Genomic DNA, 17,107 nt, shown 5'->3' with positions numbered 1-17,107 from the left:
TCGCCCAAGACAAGAAGGACAGAACGATGAACAAGCACTTCACCAACGACCAGTTGACCCAATGGGATCACGATCACTTCTTCCATCCCTCGACGCATCTTGGCCAGTTCGCGCGCCGCGAGATGGGAAACCGGATCATCACCGGCGCCAGCGGCGTTCACATCACCGACCGCGAGGGGCGCACATCGCTCGATGCGTTCGCGGGGCTTTATTGCGTGAATGTGGGCTATGGCCGCTCAGAAATCGCGGACGCCATCGCGGCGCAGGCGCATGAGCTGGCCTATTACCATTCCTATGTCGGCCACGGCACCGAAGCGTCGATCACCCTGTCCAAGATGATCGCCGACCGCGCGCCGGAGGGGATGAACCACGTCTATTACGGTCTGTCCGGCTCGGACGCAAACGAGACCAACATCAAGCTGGTCTGGTATTACAACAACATTCTCGGCCGCCCGGAGAAAAAGAAGATCATATCGCGCTGGCGCGGCTATCACGGCTCGGGGCTGGTGACAGGATCGCTCACCGGGCTGGAGCTTTTCCACAAGAAATTCGATCTGCCGCTAAGCCAGGTAATCCATACCGAAGCGCCGTATTACTTCCGCCGCGACGATCTGGACCAGAGCGAGGAGCAATTCACCGCGCATTGCGTCGCGGAACTGGAGGCGCTGATCGACCGCGAAGGCGCGGACACCATCGCCGCTTTCATCGGCGAGCCGGTTCTCGGCACCGGCGGTATCGTTCCCCCGCCCGCCGGCTATTGGGGCGCGATCCAGGCCGTGCTGCAAAAGCACGACATCCTGCTCATCGCAGACGAGGTCGTCACCGGGTTCGGACGGCTCGGCTCGATGATGGGCTTCGATCACTATGGGTTGAAGCCCGATCTCATCACCATCGCCAAGGGGCTGACCTCGGCCTACGCGCCGCTCTCGGGCTCCATCGTCTCGGACCGGATGTGGGAGGTGCTGGAACGCGGCACCGACGAAAACGGCCCCATTGGGCACGGCTGGACCTATTCGGCCCACCCCATCGGTGCGGCGGCGGGCGTCGCCAATCTCAAGCTGCTGGACGAGCTGAACCTTGTCAGCAACGCAGGAGAGGTCGGCGCCTACCTCAACAGCGCGATGCGCGATGCGCTGGGCGATCACGCCCATATCGGCGAAGTGCGCGGCGAGGGGATGCTCTGCGCGGTCGAACTGGTCAAGGATTGCGGGGATCGTGTGTTCTTCGACGCGGGCGAGAAGATCGCCGCGCAAGTCGTCGGCAAGATGCTCGACCGCGGCGTCATCGCGCGGGCTATGCCGCAAGGCGACATCATCGGCTTCGCGCCGCCTTTCTCGCTGACGCGAGAGGAGGCGGATACGGTCGTCGATGTGACCAAAGCGGCGGTCGCCGACATTCTGGGCTGACCGCGCGCCGGCGCCGCGTCACTTCTGCGCGGCGCCGGCCTGCAACTCCAGATCGCCCTCGAGCGAGGACCATGTATCGTCGCGCGGTGGCGGTGGGGGCGTGGTGCAATCGCGGCGGTGCAGATGCACCTTGGCGATGAAATTGGCCGAAATCGGCGCGGTCACGAACAAGAACGCCATGATCAGCGTCTCGTGAAACGACCCGTCCGCGAGCGAAAAGGAATGAAGCATCGAGCCGAGGAGCAGCATCCCGATCCCCATCGTGCCCACCTTCGTCGGCGCATGGAGCCGTGTCATGGAATCGTTGAACTTGAGAAGCCCGATCACCCCGACAAGCACGAAGCCCGCGCCGATGAGAAGGCAGATGCCGGTTGCGTATATCCCGATGATCTGAAGCGTCATTCGATGATATCCCCCCGCAGGATGAACCGCGCCAGCGCGACGGTCGACACGAAGCCGAGCATCGCCACCAGAAGCGACACCTCGAAATAGATGCGCACGCCTTCATAGATGCCCAGCACCACGATCAAGCCGAGCGCGTTGATGACCATCGTGTCGAGCGCGAGGATCCGGTCGCCCGATGTCGGCCCGATGACCAGACGGACCATCGACAGGATTTGCCCGAGCGCCAGCGACGCGAGCGCAATCATCAGCGTGATATTCATGAAGTCGAGTGCGGCGGTCATGAGAAGATCTCCGTCAGGCGCTTTTCATAGCGCTGCTTGATATCGTCGCGCACGCTGTCCGGATCCTCCGTATGGAGCACGTGCACCAGTAGGCTATGCCCCTCGTTCGACAGATCCGCCGAAACGGTTCCGGGCGTCAGCGTGATCGTGCCCGCCAGCACCGTGATCGCCTCGGGCTGTCGCAAGTCGAGCGGCACGACGATCCAGGCCGGTTTCAGCTTGGCGTTGGGAACCGTGAGAACGATCCAGGCGACCTGCAGGTTTGCGACCACGATGTCCCAAAGCACGATGAGGATATAGGGCACCATGCGGCTGACCCTGAATCCCTTGGGTGTGTCGGGCCACCAGACCGATGTGCTCCAGGGGATGATGATACCGAGGATCAGGCCGAACACAAACATGCCCGCGCTGATTTCGTTCTGCAGGATGATCCAGACCAGCGCGAGAAGCAGCGTCAGGTAGGGATGCGGCAACAGCCATTGCAAGGCGCGGGACATCTCAGCGATCCTCCTTCGGCGGGCTCAGCTTGCCCGGCGTGTCGATCACCGTGGTGATATAGGGCGCGGGCGCGAAAAGCTGCGCGGCTATGGTCGTTGTATAGCGATGCACCTGCCCGGCAAAGACCGTATGGGCGATAAGCAGCGCAATCAGCCCGCCGACTGCGACATAGGACAACGCGGCGGGGCGCGCGACGGGCGGCATCTTTTCCGGTGGGGTCACGCTATGGGACTTCCAGAAAAGCACGCTGCCGGCGCGCGAGAAGCCGACGAGGCTGATGAGGCTCGCGATCAGCACGACGGCCCAGATCCAGACACCCAGATCGGCCTCATAGGCGGCATCCAGCAGCAACAGCTTGCCAAGAAAACCCGACAGCGGCGGCAATCCCACCATCGCGATGGCACCGACGAAGAAGACCCCCGCCGTCAGCGACGTTCCCAGCATCGGCGCCTGCGCCCTCAGATCGAGGTTCGGCCGCCCCGTCCGCACCAGATCGCAGACGAGAAACAGGACCGCGCCCGCAAGCGTCGAATGGATGATGTAGTAAAGCGCGGCCGCGATGCCTTCGGGCGTGAACAGCGCGATGGCCACCATCACCATCCCCATCGAGCCGATGATGGAGAACGCGATCAGCCGGTCGAACCGCTTGGCCGCCAGAACCCCGATCATGCCGAGCGCGAGAGAGACGAGCGCCGCCGGCATGAGCCAGAAATCATGCAAGCCGCCCATGACGTCGAGATCGGGCGGGAAGACCATCGTATAGACACGGATGATCGCGTAAGCGCCCACTTTCGTCATGATCGCGAACAGCGCGGCGACAGGCGCGGGCGCTTCGGCGTAGCTCGACGGGAGCCAGAAATGCAGCGGCACCAGCGCCGCCTTGATCGCAAAGACGAGCAGCAGCAGTACGGCGGCGACGCGGATGCCGACGGTCTCCTCCGGCCCGATCAGCATGACGCGCGCGGCCAGATCGGCCATGTTGAGCGTGCCCGCCTCGGCATAGATGGAACCGAGCGCGAAAAGGAACAGCGTCGAGCCGATCAGGTTGTAAAGGACGTATTGCACCCCGGCGCGCAGCCGATCATTGCCGCCCTCGTGGATCATCAGCCCGTAGGACGCGATCAGCAGCACTTCGAAAAAGACGAAAAGGTTGAACAGATCGCCCGTCAGGAACGCGCCCATGATCCCCATGAGCTGAAACTGGTAGAGCGCGTGAAAATGCCAGCCGCGCCGATCCCATCCCGAGCCGATGGCATAGAGCAGCACGAAAAGCGCGAGCACCGCCGTCAGCAACACCATCATGGTCGACAGCCTGTCCCCGACGAGCACGATCCCGAAGGGCGCGGCCCAATCGCCAAGCTGGTAGAGCAGGATGCTGCCGTCCGACACGCTGAGCGCAAGCCCGGCGGCGATCAGGATGAGCGCGGCGACCCCAGCTACCGAAACGGCGCGCTGGATGCCGATGTGAAACCGCGCCGCCAGCACGATGAACGGGGCGAGCAGGGCAGGCAGGACGACGGGAGCGATGATCCAGTGGCTCATCCCGCATCCTCCGGCCGGTGCAGATCGCCGGCGGGCTGATCGTCGACATGATCGTCATCCGAGCCGAGATAGGCGCCAAGGCCGATCATCACCACAACCGCTGTCATCCCGAAGGAAATCACGATGGCCGTCAGCACCAGCGCCTGCGGCAGCGGATCGGTATAGGTGCTGACACCGTCCCGCAGGATCGGCGGTGCGCCGACGGTGAGCCGGCCGGACGCGAAGAGGAACACGTTGACCGCATAGGTCAGAAGCGAAATGCCGAGGATCACCGGAAAGGTCCGCAAGCGCAGCACGAGGTAGAGCCCACCGGCGGTCAGGATGCCGATGGCCGAGGCGACGAGAAGCTCCATGTCAGACGCCCCCCTTCGCCGGTGTCGTTGCGCCTTCGGGCGGATCGTCTCTTGAGGGGTCTATATCCATCGGGTGTTTGTCATCATCCACATGAGCGCGCCGTGCAAGGCGCGAAAAACTTTCGAGCGACAGCATCACCGCGCCGACAACGGCGAGAAACACGCCGAGATCGAAAAGCGCCGCGGTGGCCAATTCGAACTTGTCGAAGGGCGGGATGCGGACATAGGTGAAGGCCGAGGTCAGGAACGGCTTGCCCACGAACCACGATCCGATCCCGGTCAGCCCGGCGATGAGAACGCCCGCGCCGATCACGCCGTGATAGGGATATTTCAGCCGTTGCGACGCCCAGCTGAACCCGCTTGCCATATATTGCATCACCACGGCGATCGACACGATCAGCCCGGCGATGAACCCGCCGCCGGGCTCGTTATGGCCGCGCAGGAAGATGTAGAAGCCGACCAGCATGACCACCGGCATGATGACCCGCGTCAGCACGACCATCATCATCGGATGCTTGTCGCCGGAACGCGGCTGGTCCGGCTTGCGATTGAGCAGCCGCGCCCGCACCGGCCCATCGAGCAGCGTTTCCGTCAGCGCAAAGATGAGCAGCGCGGCGATGCCCAGAACGATGATCTCGCCATAGGTGTCGAAGCCCCGGAAATCCACGAGGATCACGTTGACGACATTCGTGCCGCCGCCGCCCTTGTAGGAATTGGCGAGGTGGAACTCGGAGATCGGCAGCGCCGCCGCGTCGCGCAGCAGGTAGTGATAGGCCAACCCGAACGTCGCCAGCCCGCCGGCGATGGCCACCGCGCCATCGCGCACGCGGCGCAGCACGCTGCTCTCTATCGGTGTGCGGTTGGGCAGGAAGTTGAGCGCCAGCAGCAACAGGATGATCGTCACCACCTCGACGGTGAACTGCGTCATCGCCAGATCCGGCGCGCTGAAATAGACGAAGGCGACCGAGACCATGAGCCCGACAATGCCGATCAGGATGAGCGACAGGAAGCGGTTGCGGTGCAAAAACACCAGACCTCCGGTTGCCGCAACGAGCATGATCCAGCCGGCGATGGGCACCGGGCTTGCCGGTTGCATCGCGCGGCTCGGCGCGCCGACGGTGCCGGTGAACCATGCGTGGAAGCCCGCAGCGAGGATTGCGACGGCCGCGATGGCCGCATAGCGGGAAAACGCGCCGTTATGCAGCGGCAGGATCAATCGCTCGGCCAGCCGTGCCGCCGCGTTGACCACCGCGTCGAAGATCGCCTTGGCCTCGGGGCGCGGCGCGGCGTCCCAGAGCCGCAGGGCAGGGCGGAACAGCGCCAGCAGGATCAAGCCGCCGACGACCGCGATGATCGACATGTAGAGCGCCGGCACCAGCCCGTGCCAGATCGCGAAATACGCTTTCGGCACCTCGCCCGCGCCGCCCAGAACCGACGCGGTGACAAGCTTGACGAAAGGCTCGGCGAGAAACGGCGCGAGCCCGATGATCAGCACCAGAACGACGAGGATCGCTGGCGGCAGCCACATGCCGGGGTTCGGATCGTGCGGCTTGGCCGGGTAATCATCGCGCACCTTGCCGAGGAACGTGTGGCCGATCAGCCGGAAGGAATAGGCCGCCGAGAAAAGCGAGCCCACCACCGCCAGCGCGGGCACCAACCAGACGTTTCCGAAAAGCTCGGTGCGATAGGCTTCCTCCAGCATCATTTCCTTCGACAGGAAGCCGTTGAGCGCCGGTATCCCCGCCATAGACAGCGCGGCGATGGTGGCGATCACGAAGGTCACCGGCATCAGGTGCCGCAGCCCGCCAAGGCGCCGGATATCGCGCGTGTGAGCCTCGTGGTCGATGATCCCCGCCGACATGAAGAGCGCGGCCTTGAAGGTCGCGTGGTTGAGGATATGGAACACCGCCGCCATCGCCCCGAAGGCCGTGCCGGTGCCCAGAAGCATCGTGATCAGTCCCAGATGGCTGACTGTGGAAAACGCCAGCAGCGCTTTCAGGTCGTGCTTGAAAAGCGCGATCACCGCGCCGATGACCATGGTCAGCAGACCGGCCGTGGTGACGATCACGAACCATTCCGGCGTTCCCGACAGCACCGGCCACATGCGCGCCATCAGGAAGATGCCCGCCTTCACCATCGTGGCCGAGTGGAGGTAGGCCGAAACCGGCGTCGGCGCGGCCATGGCATGCGGCAACCAGAAATGGAACGGGAACTGCGCCGATTTGGTGAAGCAACCCAGCAGGATCAGGATCAGCGCCGTCAGGTAAAGCGGATCGGCCTGGATCAGATCGCGGTTCTGAAGGATCACCGAAAGATCGTAACTGCCGGCGATCTGCCCCAGAATGAGCATCCCGGCGATCATCGCCAGCCCGCCCATGCCGGTCACGGTCAGCGCCATCCGCGCGCCTTGCCGCCCTTCGGGCAGGTGCTTCCAATAGCCGATGAGCAGGAAGGAGGACAGCGAGGTCAGTTCCCAGAACACCAGCAAGAGCAGGATGTTGTCGCTCAGAACGATCCCCACCATCGCGCCCTGGAAGAGCAGCAGATAGGTGAAGAACTCGCCCATATTGTCCTCGCGGCTTAGATAGTGCCGTCCATAGGCGATGATGAGCAGCCCGATCCCGAGGATGAGCAGCGCGAAGAAGAAGCCCAGACCGTCGAGCATCAGCGTGAAGTTGAGCCCGAGCGCCGGCATCCAGTCGACCCGAGCCATCACCACCTCGCCGGCCAGCACCGAAGGCAGATTCGTCAGCAGGCCGATGAAGGCCGCAAGAGAGACCGTGAACGTGACCCCGGCACAGGCCGCCCGGCCCGCTGCGTTCATCAAACCCGGCAACAAGGCGCCGAGGAACGGCAAGGCGACGATAAAGAAGAGGGACACGCGAACTCCTGATCTGGCCGGGCTGTAGCTTGCCCGAAACTGCATCCGGGGCGCAAGATCGCAAGCGCAATCGACATTTTCGATCAAGATTTCGGCAAAAAATATGCGTTCATGGCGCGAAGCCGTCGCGTTTCGCAAGGTGTGGCCGTATGTAATAAGTCTCGCTCGATTGTCGGTCTGCCTGAAAACAAGGGTTTAGGCCTCTGCGAAACGCCGTTGCGCCGCGTTCTTGGCGTGGCTGATTTGCAAGATATTCGCCGCCGATGGGAGGCGGTTTCTCAGTCCTAGTGCCATAACCTTGCCGATCCGGGCGAATCGAACCGGGCGGAAATTTCCCGGCTTTTCCTTGCTGCGCCGCGGCGTTAGCCTGCCGCGCATGAAGGTGGCTTACGATCATAGTTTCGGATACTGCCCTGCTGGACAGGCGGCGCGGTAATGCGGGAAACCGATCAACTCGAGATCGATCAGGCGGGCGGTACGCTGCACCTCTCGGGCGCATTGACGGTGCGCACCGTCACGGCGGCGTGCAAGGCGTTCGCCGATCTTCCCTCCGATCTGCGAAAGATCGACCTTGCGGAAATCGACCGCCTCGATACCGCCGGGGCATGGGCGCTGATCGGTCTGCAGGACCGGATGGACGCTCTTGAAATCACCGGTGCGCGCAACGAGGCGGAGAGCCTCATGCAAACCGTGCGGCAGGCGATGCCCGATCCCGAAAGCCGCCCTGAAACGCGCGCCTCCTTGGTGCAACTCGTGGAGGCACTGGGCCGCCGCGTGATATCGGGTGTCGGCTTCTTCCTGCAACTTGCGGGCTATCTCGGCATTTTTCTCAGCCGCCTCGCGCGGATGATCCGCCATCCAAGCGAATTCAAGCTCACTTCGCTCGTTCATCACTGCGAGGAGGTGGGCTTCAAGGCGGTGCCGATCGTGGCGTTGATGTCGTTCTTGATCGGCGTGGTGCTGGCCTTTCAAGGGTCGGTGCAGCTGCAGCAATTCGGCGCGGAGGTGTTCGTTGTCGATCTCATCGCCATCTCCATCCTGCGCGAGCTCGGCATCCTGCTGACCTCGATCATCGTGGCGGGGCGGACGGCCTCGGCATTCACGGCTGCCATCGGTTCGATGAAGATGCGCGAGGAGATCGACGCGATGCGCACGCTCGGGCTCGATCCGGCGATGAACCTTTTCGTGCCGCGCATCCTTGCGCTGCTGCTCATGCTGCCCATCCTCGGCCTGATCGCCAATATCGCCGGGCTGTTCGGCGGGGCGCTGATGGCGTGGCTCGATCTGGGCATCTCGCCGGCCATGTTCCGCACGCGGCTCGTCGAAGGGACATCGGTCTGGCACGTATTCGTCGGCCTTATCAAGGCGCCCTTCTTCGCGATGATCATCGGAGTGGTCGGCTGTCATGCCGGGATGCAGGTGCAAAGCAACGCGGAGTCTCTGGGCCGACAAACCTCGAACGCGGTCGTCACCGCGATCTTCGCGGTGATCGTCGCCGATGCGGTCTTCTCGATCTTCTTCGCGCGGGTGGGCATATGAGCGAAGACGCCGTCATAAAGGTGCGCGACGTGCGCAATCAGTTCGGCAGCCATGTCGTGCACGAGAACCTCGATCTCGACGTCTACCGCGGCGAAATCCTCGGCGTGGTCGGCGGCTCAGGCACCGGCAAATCGGTGCTTCTGCGCACGATCACCGGGTTGCAGCGGCCGCGGGAGGGCTCGGTCGAGGTGCTGGGAACCGATGTTCTGAACGCAGACGAGGACACCCGCCAGGCGCTGGAGAAACGCTGGGGCGTGATGTTCCAGGACGGCGCGCTCTTTTCCTCGCTCACCGTGCGCGAGAATGTCGAGGTGCCGATGCGCGCGGTTGAAGGGCTCGATCCCGATATCCGCGCGCAACTGGCCGATCTCAAGATCTCGATGGTCGGGCTCGAATATTCGGCCGGCGACAAATATCCCTCCGAGCTGTCCGGCGGCATGCGCAAACGCGCCGGGCTCGCGCGCGCGCTGGCGCTCGACCCCGATATCGTCTTTCTCGATGAGCCGACCGCGGGGCTCGACCCTATAGGGGCGTCGGCCTTCGATGAATTGATCCAGGAACTGAGCCATTCGCTGGGGCTGACGGTGTTTCTGGTGACACATGATCTGGACACCCTGCATGCAACATGCGACCGCATTGCGGTGCTTGCCGAACGCAAGGTGCTGGTGGCCGGCACGATGAAGGATATGCTCGCGGTCGAACACCCCTGGGTGCACGAGTATTTTCACGGACCACGCGCCCGCGCTGCGGCGCCCGAGTTGCAGCAGAACGGCGCGGAAAGGTGAGTTGAGTTGGAAACCAAGGCGAATTTCATTCTCATCGGCGTGTTCACGCTTGCGGGGATACTCGGCATCCTCGGCTTCTTTGTCTGGTTCGCGCAGGTCGAGTTCGACCGCCAGTTCGATTACTACGACATCCGGTTTTCCTCGGTCGCGGGGCTCAGCAACGCCTCGGATGTGCGCTTCGCCGGCCTTCCCGTCGGTCAGGTCGTCGATGTGCGCCTCGCGCCCGATCGGGATGGCACCGTGGTCGTGCGGATCGAGGTGGAGGACGACACGCCCGTGCGCACCGACAGCGTGGCGACCATCGACGTTCAGGGCGTCACCGGCGTGTCCTTCGTCAGCATCGATGCCGGCTCTCCCTCCTCGCCCTTGCTGGAGCGCGAGAGTATGGATGCCCCGGTGCCCGAGATAGAAGCCGGGCGCTCGACCCTGCAAAGCCTGAGCGAGGATGCGCCGCGCCTGCTGGAGGAATCGCTGCGCGTCGTCGAGGAGTTGGGCGATCTTCTTGGGGCGGAAAACCGGCGTCAGATCGACAACATCCTGAGTAATATCGAAACCGCGTCCGAAGGTTTTGCCGACGCGCTGGAGGATTTCACCTCCGTCACGACGACCGTGTCGGATTTCGCTGAACAGATGGATGCGTTCAACGATACGCTGACAGCTATGACAGGCGATCTTTCCGGCGTTCTGCAAACCGCCGATGGCACGCTCGTGTCGATCCGGGAACTGTCCGAACAGGGCAAGGGGGTGCTTGCCGCCGGATCGCAGACGCTGGAGCAGACGCAATCGGCCATTTCCTCGGCCGAGACGTTCATCACGGACGATCTGGGCCAGACGGCGGAGGAATTGCGCCTCGCCGCGGCCGATATACGCGCGCAGATCGCCACTCTGAGCGAGGATGCCAGCGCGCTCATGGCCACGCTGAACACCACCGGCGAGACGGCGACTGCCCGCCTGCGCGAGGCGCGCGAGACATTGACCGGGGCGAACGAATTGATCGCGCGGCTCGATGGTGCTGCGGCACGCGTCGGTAGCGCGGCTGGGCGCATCGATACGCTGATCGAAACCGACGGCGCACCGCTGATTGCCGAAACCCGCGCAATGGTGGCCGAGGCCGACCGTGCCATCGCCTCAGTCGCAGCGGTCGCGAACGAGGATTTGCCGACCATCGTCGCCGACATTCGCAGCGCCGCCAGCACGTTCCGAACCGTGACCGAAAACGTGGGCCAGAACCTCACCGCATCGAGCGAGACCGCCGAGGAGGTGCTGACCACTGCGCGAAACACGCTGGAGGATGCCAGCGAGAGCTTCGCAAATGCCAATACGACGCTCGCGGCGATCAACGACGCGCTGGACACTGGCGAACGCGCCCTCGGCGCAGCGGAGCGGGCGTTCTCGGGGGCGGACCGCGTCATCAATGAGGATCTCGACGGCATCATCACGGGACTGGAAACCACGCTGGACAGCCTGAACGGCGCCATCGCGCAAGTCTCGGACGATATCCCCGGCATCACCGGCGATCTGCGCGAGGCGGGCCAGGCCGCCGCTGCCGCCTTCTCCGAATTGCGCGGGGTCACACGGGACTCCGCGCCTTCGGTGCGCGAGTTCACCACCACCGCGTTGCCGCTCTTCACGAAGCTGGCGCAGGAAACCCGAACGCTGGTATCCAACCTTGACCGGCTGACGAACCAGATCCAGCGCGATCCCGCGCGCTTCTTCCTCGACCGTGAGACACCGGAGTTCAGACGATGACCGATCCTTTCCCTCTTCGCCTCCGCCGCGCCCTGATGCTTCTTGTCGCTTTCTCAGCGCTGTCCGGATGCGCCGCGCTCTCGGCCGTGAGCGACGCGGCGACGCCGCTCGATGTCTACGAAATTCCGGCGCCTTCCGGGATCGAGCCGCGCGCCCGCACCGCGCCGCGCGATGTGATCGTCGAAACGCCGACCACCAGCGGCGCTCTTGAAACCGACCGGATCATGATCCGCCCCAACCCGCTTCAGGCACAATACCTGCCCGGCGCACGTTGGGGCGAGGAAACCCCGGTCATGCTGCAAACGCTCATGCTGCGCGCCATCGAGGCAACCGGAGCGGTGCGCTATGTCGGGCGAAGGCCGCTCGGCCCGAGCGGGGATTATGCGATCATCACCGAACTCACCGATTTCCAGGCCGAGCAGGTGGGCGAGGGCGCGCGCGTCGATATCGCGTTCCTGTCGCGCATCGTGCGCGAACGCGATGCCGCCATCATCGCCTCGCGAACCTTCCGCGGGCAGGCGGTCACCCCGTCCACCGACACGCTGCCTGTCGTGCAGGCCTTCGAAGCCGCGTCGGATCAGGCGCTGACGAATTTCGCGCTGTGGGTGCGCGATATCGTATCCTGAGATAATCGGGCTGGCCGGGCGTTATCCGGTGACACATGAATTTATTTGCGATAATTTTCGAAATGACGCGATAACAGTGTCAATCAAGAACAGCGGCGCAGCCGCGAATCCCCGGGAGGAAAATCATGAAGCTCGATATCAAACTGCTCCTGAGCGCGTCGGCCATTGCGCTCTTGTCGCTCGGCACTGCCGCATCCGCGCAGGACTGCGAACGCGGCGATCTCGATGAGCGGTTCTGCGACACCGACGGCGATCTGCTGGCCGACACGCCCACCGATCCGGCCGAACAGATCGATCCCGACACGCTCATCTTCGCCTATACGCCCGTCGAGGATCCGGCGGTCTACAAGGAAGCCTGGGCCGATTTTCTGACCCATCTGTCCGAGGAGACCGGCAAGGAGGTCGTGTTCTTCCCCGTCCAGAACAACGCCGCCCAGATCGAGGCGATGCGCTCGGGGCGTCTGCATATCGCGGGCTTCAACACCGGATCGAACCCGCTTGCCGTCAATTGCGCGGGATTCAAGCCCTTCACGATCATGGCGGCCGAGGACGGATCTTTCGGCTATGAGATGGAAATCATCACCTATCCCGGCTCCGGCATTGAAAACATCGAGGATATCAAGGGCCAGAAACTCGCCTTCACCGCGCCCACGTCCAACTCCGGCTTCAAGGCGCCGAGCGCGATCCTGAAAGCCGATTACGACATGCTGCCCGATCGCGATTTCGAGCCGGTCTTCTCAGGCAAGCACGACAATTCGGTTCTCGGCGTAGCCAATCAGGATTACCCGGCCGCCGCCGTCGCCAATTCGGTAATGGGCCGGATGTTCGAGCGCGATGTTGTGGATCGCGACCAGATCGTCTCGATCTATAAATCGCAAACCTTCCCGACCACCGCCTATGGCGTGGCATATAATCTCAAACCCGAATTGCAGGACAAGATCCGCGGCGCGTTCGAGAATTTCGAATGGGAAGGCACCTCTCTCAAGGAGGAGTTCGAGAAGAACGGCGAGGGTCAGTTCATCCCGATCACCTACAAGGAATTCTGGGAAGTGATCCGCAAGATCGACGCGGCAAACGGCGTCAGCTACGCCTGCGAGTGATGCAGGGATCGGGCGGGGGTTCGGCCTCCGCCCGTCCAACAAGAGCGACGAGGGGACGGTTCATGCTGCGGCTTGAGAAATTGGTCAAGACCTACAAGACGGGCGATCAGGCGCTCAAGGCCGTGGATCTGGAGATCCCCGAAGGGCAGGTTCTCGCCCTGATCGGACCGTCCGGTGCGGGCAAATCCACGCTCATCCGCTGCATCAACCGTCTGGTGGAGCCGACATCGGGCAAGGTCTATCTCGGAGACACGGAACTGACGCACCTGTCCACCGGTGCGCTGCGCCGCGAGAGGCGGCGGATGGGCATGATCTTTCAGGAATACGCGCTGGTCGAACGGCTGACCGTGATGGAGAACGTGCTGTCCGGGCGGCTCGGCTATGTCGGGTTCTGGCGCAGTTTCCTGCGTAAATATCCGCAAAAGGACGTCGACGAGGCGTTCCGCCTTCTGGACCGCGTCGGCCTCGTTCACATGGCCGACAAGCGCGCCGACGAATTGTCGGGCGGGCAGCGCCAGCGCGTTGGCATCTGCCGCGCGCTGATCCAGAATCCCGATGTGCTGCTGGTGGATGAGCCGACCGCTTCGCTCGACCCCAAAACCTCGCGCCAGATCATGCGCCTCATTTGCGAGCTGTGCCGCGAACGCGGGCTGGCGGCGATCATCAACATCCACGACGTCGCGCTGGCGCAGATGTTCGTGCAACGCGTCATCGGCCTGCGCGCCGGTGCGATCGAATTCGACGGACCGCCAGACGCGCTCACCCCTGATGTGCTGACCACGATCTACGGCGAGGAGGATTGGGAAGCGACCATTGAAAAAGTCGAGGACGAAGACGAGATCGAGGCCGCCGAATGAGCACCCATCGCGAACTCGACGATGTGCTGGGCAAGGGCTGGCGCAAACCCCATTTCATCAAGCGTGCCTGGCTGCGTTACACGCTGATCCTCGGCTTTTTCGCCTATCTCGTTGCGGCCTTCCTGACCATCGAGGTCAACTGGTCGCGCGTTTATGAAGGGCTGGAGCGCGGCAAGCAATTCATCCTCGCATTCACCAGCCCCGATTTCGCCACCCGCTCGGGCGATATCTGGACCGGCATGATGGAGAGCATCGTGATGACCGTCGCCGCCTCGGTCGTCGGTATCGCCATCTCGATCCCCATCGCGCTGGGCGCGGCGCGCAATGTCGCGCCTCTGCCGGTCTACATGATCTGCCGCGCCATCATCGCCGTCAGCCGCGCGCTTCAGGAAATCATCGTCGCGATCCTTCTGGTGGCGATCTTCGGCTTCGGCCCGCTGGCCGGTTTCCTGACGCTCAGCTTCGCCACCATCGGCTTCCTGTCGAAACTGCTGGCCGAGGACATCGAAAGCATGGACCGCGTGCAGGCCGAGGCGATCCGCGCGTCGGGGGCCAGATGGATGCAATGGATCAATTACGGCGTTCAGCCGCAGGTCATGCCGCGCCTCATTGGCCTGTCGATGTATCGCATCGACATCAATTTTCGCGAAAGCGCCATTCTGGGCCTAGTCGGCGCGGGCGGTATCGGGGCCACGCTCAACACATCGTTCGACCGCTATGAATACGACACGGCGGCGGCGATCCTGCTGCTGATCATCGGTATCGTGATGGCGCTCGAATACCTGTCGGGCATCATCCGGGCGAGGGTGCAGTAATGCCGGTGGCAGACGCGAACGGCCAGAAGATCTGGCAGCGCCGGTCGGGGCGGGAAAGCCTTGCGCATTGGCTGATGTGGCTGATCGGCGTGGCGGTCTTTGCCTATTGCTGGCAGCAGATTTCCGAAGCGACGACATGGTTCTTCGTTCAGGACGCGCCGCGCATCGCCGGTGACATCTGGTCCCGCGCCACGCCGCCGAAATGGGAATACATCACGCAGCTCGGCAAGCCGATCTGGGACACGCTCAACATCGCCACGCTGGGCACGCTGATCGCGCTGGTCCTCGCCGTGCCGGTGGCGTTTCTGGCCGCGCGCAATACCACGCCATCTCGGTTTCTCATCCGGCCCATCGCGCTTCTCATCATCGTGTCCACCCGCTCGATCAACTCGTTGATCTGGGCGCTGCTCCTGATCGCGATCATCGGGCCGGGCGTCTTTGCCGGGGTGATCGCCATCGCCATCCGCTCCATCGGGTTCTGCGCCAAGCTGCTTTACGAGGCCATCGAGGAAATCGACGAGGGCCAAGTCGAGGCGATCACCGCCACCGGCGCTTCGCGCTGGCAGGTCATGGCCTATGGCATCGTGCCGCAAATCCTGCCCGCCTTCGCCGGGATCGCGGTGTTCCGCTGGGACATCAATATCCGCGAATCCACGGTTCTTGGCCTGGTGGGTGCCGGCGGCATCGGGTTGCAGCTTTCGTCCTCGCTCAACGTGCTGGCTTGGCCGCAGGTCAGCCTGATCCTGATCGTGATCCTTGTCGCCGTCGTCATCAGCGAATGGGTTTCCGCCAAGGTGCGGGGCGCGATCATCTGATGAGTCTGACAGCCGAAACGGCCTTTCTGGCCTATGAAGCCGTGCGCGCGCGCTTGCCTTCGCCTGGCCCCGTGCCGCAGCCGCAGCGCGCGGCGACGCTGGCCGAGATCTCGGAGGATTACGACGCCTTTCTGCTCGATGCATTCGGCGTGCTCAATATCGGCGAGACCGCCATTCCCGGCACGGCCGAGCGCATCGCCGATCTGCGCGCGGCTGGCAAACGGGTGATCGTCGTGTCCAACGCGGCAAGCGTTCCGGTGCGTGACCTGGCGATGAAATACCAGCGGCTCGGATTCGATTTCGACATTAGCGATATCGTGTCCAGCCGCCTCGCGATGCTCACCGAACTGGCCCGTCGCGCGCCGCGCCGCTGGGGCGTCATGGCGGGCCATATGCCGGAATTTTCCGATCTGCCCGATCTCGACCTGACATTGCTGGCCGAGGCGCAAGACGCCTATGACGATGCCGAGGGCTTCCTTCTAATCGGCAGCGCAGGCTGGACGGAGGACCGGCAGGCGCGGCTCGAAGCGTCATTGCAGGCCCGCGCCCGCCCGGTTCTGGTCGCCAATCCCGATATCGTCGCCCCGCGCGAGACAGGCTTCTCGCTCGAACCGGGGCATTTCGCGCACCGCTTGGCAGATCGCTGCAAGATTTCGCCTGAGTTTTTCGGCAAACCTTTCGCCAATGTCTACGATCTTGCCTTCGAGAAGCTTCCGGGCGTTGCCAGATCGCGCATTCTCATGGTCGGCGACAGCCTGCATACCGATATCCTCGGTGCACAAGCCGTCGGGATCGCGTCCGCGCTCGTCACAGAGTGGGGGTTCTTCGCCGGGCATGACCCGGACGCGGCCATCGTCCGCTCGGGTATCGCGCCGACCTACATGATCGAGCGTCCCTGAGAGGCGGGTCAGGAACCGCACCGCACCGCGCAGAGTTTGTCTTGGGAAACCATACGAGAAAAGGTGCGACATGACCGATAAACACGACCGCTTTTGGGAAATCCTCGACGACATGCGCGTCTGCATGATCACAACCGAAGATGATGGCCTGCTGCGCTCGCGTCCGATGGCGCCGCATATCGACAAGGACGCGCGGACGATCTCCTTCATCACTGACCGCGACAGCGCCAAGGTGCATGAACTCCGTTCGGATCGTGAATTGAACCTGAGCTTTGCCGATAACAAGGATATGGTTTTCGCATCCGTTTCGGGCAAAGGCTTCGTCAACTACGACAAGGAAAAGCTGCGCGAGATGTGGGGCCCCTATGCCGAAGCCTTCTTCGGCGACGATCCAGACAAGGCCGATGCCGCGATCATCACCGTGCAGCCAAGCCAAGCCGAATACTGGGACAGCGACAAGGGCAAGATCGCCTCTGCGATCGAGTTGACAAAGTCCTATTTCGGCGACGAAAAGCCCGATCTGGGCGAGAACAAGAAACTGAATCTTTGATCGAGA

General features: G+C 63.2%; 17 protein-coding genes. 11 read left to right on the top strand and 6 right to left on the bottom strand.

Translation table 11 applies throughout. The features are described from left to right. Window positions 1-26 precede the first annotated feature (26 nt). Window positions 27-1,406, top strand: coding sequence for an aspartate aminotransferase family protein (locus M3465_RS02745; RefSeq protein ID WP_249500167.1), 1,380 nt, complete (start codon window positions 27-29; stop codon window positions 1,404-1,406). A gap of 18 nt (window positions 1,407-1,424) precedes the next feature. On the opposite strand, the gene mnhG is transcribed toward M3465_RS02745, so the two are convergent. From mnhG to M3465_RS02715, 6 genes are read right to left on the bottom strand one after another with little or no spacing between them, the layout of a single operon-like run. Continuing rightward, complete coding sequence (gene mnhG / locus M3465_RS02740) at window positions 1,425-1,808, bottom strand: monovalent cation/H(+) antiporter subunit G (protein WP_249500166.1); 384 nt, start codon at window positions 1,806-1,808, stop codon at window positions 1,425-1,427. Then, window positions 1,805-2,092: a K+/H+ antiporter subunit F gene (locus M3465_RS02735; RefSeq protein WP_283254896.1), complete on the bottom strand. Its 288-nt coding sequence runs from the start codon at window positions 2,090-2,092 to the stop codon at window positions 1,805-1,807. The genes mnhG and M3465_RS02735 overlap by 4 nt, the downstream gene beginning before the upstream one ends. Then, window positions 2,089-2,589 carry a Na+/H+ antiporter subunit E gene (locus M3465_RS02730; protein ID WP_249500165.1) on the bottom strand — a complete coding sequence of 167 codons (501 nt, stop codon included), beginning with the start codon at window positions 2,587-2,589 and terminating at the stop codon, window positions 2,089-2,091. Before M3465_RS02730 ends, M3465_RS02735 begins: the two co-directional genes overlap by 4 nt. Window position 2,590: 1 nt before the next feature. Further along, the gene (locus M3465_RS02725; RefSeq protein ID WP_249500164.1) at window positions 2,591-4,132 is read right to left on the bottom strand and encodes a monovalent cation/H+ antiporter subunit D; all 1,542 of its coding nucleotides are present in this window, start codon (window positions 4,130-4,132) and stop codon (window positions 2,591-2,593) included. Further along, window positions 4,129-4,485 carry a Na+/H+ antiporter subunit C gene (locus M3465_RS02720; protein WP_249500163.1) on the bottom strand — a complete coding sequence of 119 codons (357 nt, stop codon included), beginning with the start codon at window positions 4,483-4,485 and terminating at the stop codon, window positions 4,129-4,131. Before M3465_RS02720 ends, M3465_RS02725 begins: the two co-directional genes overlap by 4 nt. A 1-nt stretch (window position 4,486) precedes the next feature. Then, entirely contained in the window at window positions 4,487-7,366 is a 2,880-nt protein-coding gene (locus M3465_RS02715; RefSeq protein ID WP_249500162.1) for a monovalent cation/H+ antiporter subunit A, read from the bottom strand. 435 nt (window positions 7,367-7,801) lie between these two features. Between M3465_RS02715 and M3465_RS02710 the strand changes: the two genes are divergently transcribed. The 10 genes from M3465_RS02710 (at window position 7,802) to M3465_RS02665 (ending at window position 17,101) form a co-directional block, all read left to right on the top strand. After that, window positions 7,802-8,905, top strand: coding sequence for an ABC transporter permease (locus tag M3465_RS02710; protein ID WP_249500161.1), 1,104 nt, complete (start codon window positions 7,802-7,804; stop codon window positions 8,903-8,905). Then, the gene (locus M3465_RS02705) at window positions 8,902-9,690 is read left to right on the top strand and encodes an ABC transporter ATP-binding protein (protein ID WP_249500160.1); all 789 of its coding nucleotides are present in this window, start codon (window positions 8,902-8,904) and stop codon (window positions 9,688-9,690) included. Before M3465_RS02710 ends, M3465_RS02705 begins: the two co-directional genes overlap by 4 nt. Before the next feature lie 6 nt (window positions 9,691-9,696). Next, window positions 9,697-11,439 (top strand): MlaD family protein, encoded by a 1,743-nt coding sequence (locus M3465_RS02700; RefSeq protein WP_249500159.1) that lies wholly within the window; start codon window positions 9,697-9,699, stop codon window positions 11,437-11,439. After that, complete coding sequence (locus tag M3465_RS02695) at window positions 11,436-12,065, top strand: ABC-type transport auxiliary lipoprotein family protein (protein WP_249500158.1); 630 nt, start codon at window positions 11,436-11,438, stop codon at window positions 12,063-12,065. The genes M3465_RS02700 and M3465_RS02695 overlap by 4 nt, the downstream gene beginning before the upstream one ends. Window positions 12,066-12,190: 125 nt before the next feature. Beyond that, on the top strand, window positions 12,191-13,165 hold the full coding sequence (gene phnD, locus M3465_RS02690; protein ID WP_249500157.1) for a phosphate/phosphite/phosphonate ABC transporter substrate-binding protein: 975 nt from the start codon (window positions 12,191-12,193) through the stop codon (window positions 13,163-13,165). 62 nt (window positions 13,166-13,227) lie between these two features. Continuing rightward, a complete protein-coding gene (gene phnC / locus M3465_RS02685; protein ID WP_249500156.1) occupies window positions 13,228-14,022 on the top strand; it encodes a phosphonate ABC transporter ATP-binding protein in 795 nt (264 codons plus the stop codon). Then, on the top strand, window positions 14,019-14,837 hold the full coding sequence (gene phnE, locus M3465_RS02680) for a phosphonate ABC transporter, permease protein PhnE (RefSeq protein WP_249500155.1): 819 nt from the start codon (window positions 14,019-14,021) through the stop codon (window positions 14,835-14,837). The genes phnC and phnE (M3465_RS02680) overlap by 4 nt, the downstream gene beginning before the upstream one ends. Next, entirely contained in the window at window positions 14,837-15,652 is an 816-nt protein-coding gene (phnE, locus tag M3465_RS02675) for a phosphonate ABC transporter, permease protein PhnE (protein WP_249500154.1), read from the top strand. Before phnE (M3465_RS02680) ends, phnE (M3465_RS02675) begins: the two co-directional genes overlap by 1 nt. Continuing rightward, complete coding sequence (locus tag M3465_RS02670) at window positions 15,652-16,551, top strand: TIGR01459 family HAD-type hydrolase (protein ID WP_249500153.1); 900 nt, start codon at window positions 15,652-15,654, stop codon at window positions 16,549-16,551. The genes phnE (M3465_RS02675) and M3465_RS02670 overlap by 1 nt, the downstream gene beginning before the upstream one ends. A 70-nt stretch (window positions 16,552-16,621) precedes the next feature. Continuing rightward, window positions 16,622-17,101 (top strand): pyridoxamine 5'-phosphate oxidase family protein, encoded by a 480-nt coding sequence (locus M3465_RS02665; RefSeq protein WP_249500152.1) that lies wholly within the window; start codon window positions 16,622-16,624, stop codon window positions 17,099-17,101. Window positions 17,102-17,107 lie beyond the last annotated feature (6 nt).

The organism is Marivita sp. GX14005, from assembly GCF_023370775.1.
In the GTDB taxonomy this organism is placed as follows: Bacteria; Pseudomonadota; Alphaproteobacteria; order Rhodobacterales; family Rhodobacteraceae; genus Marivita.
Note: the sequence above shows the minus strand (reverse complement) of the source record. Positions and strands in the feature narration are given on the sequence as shown.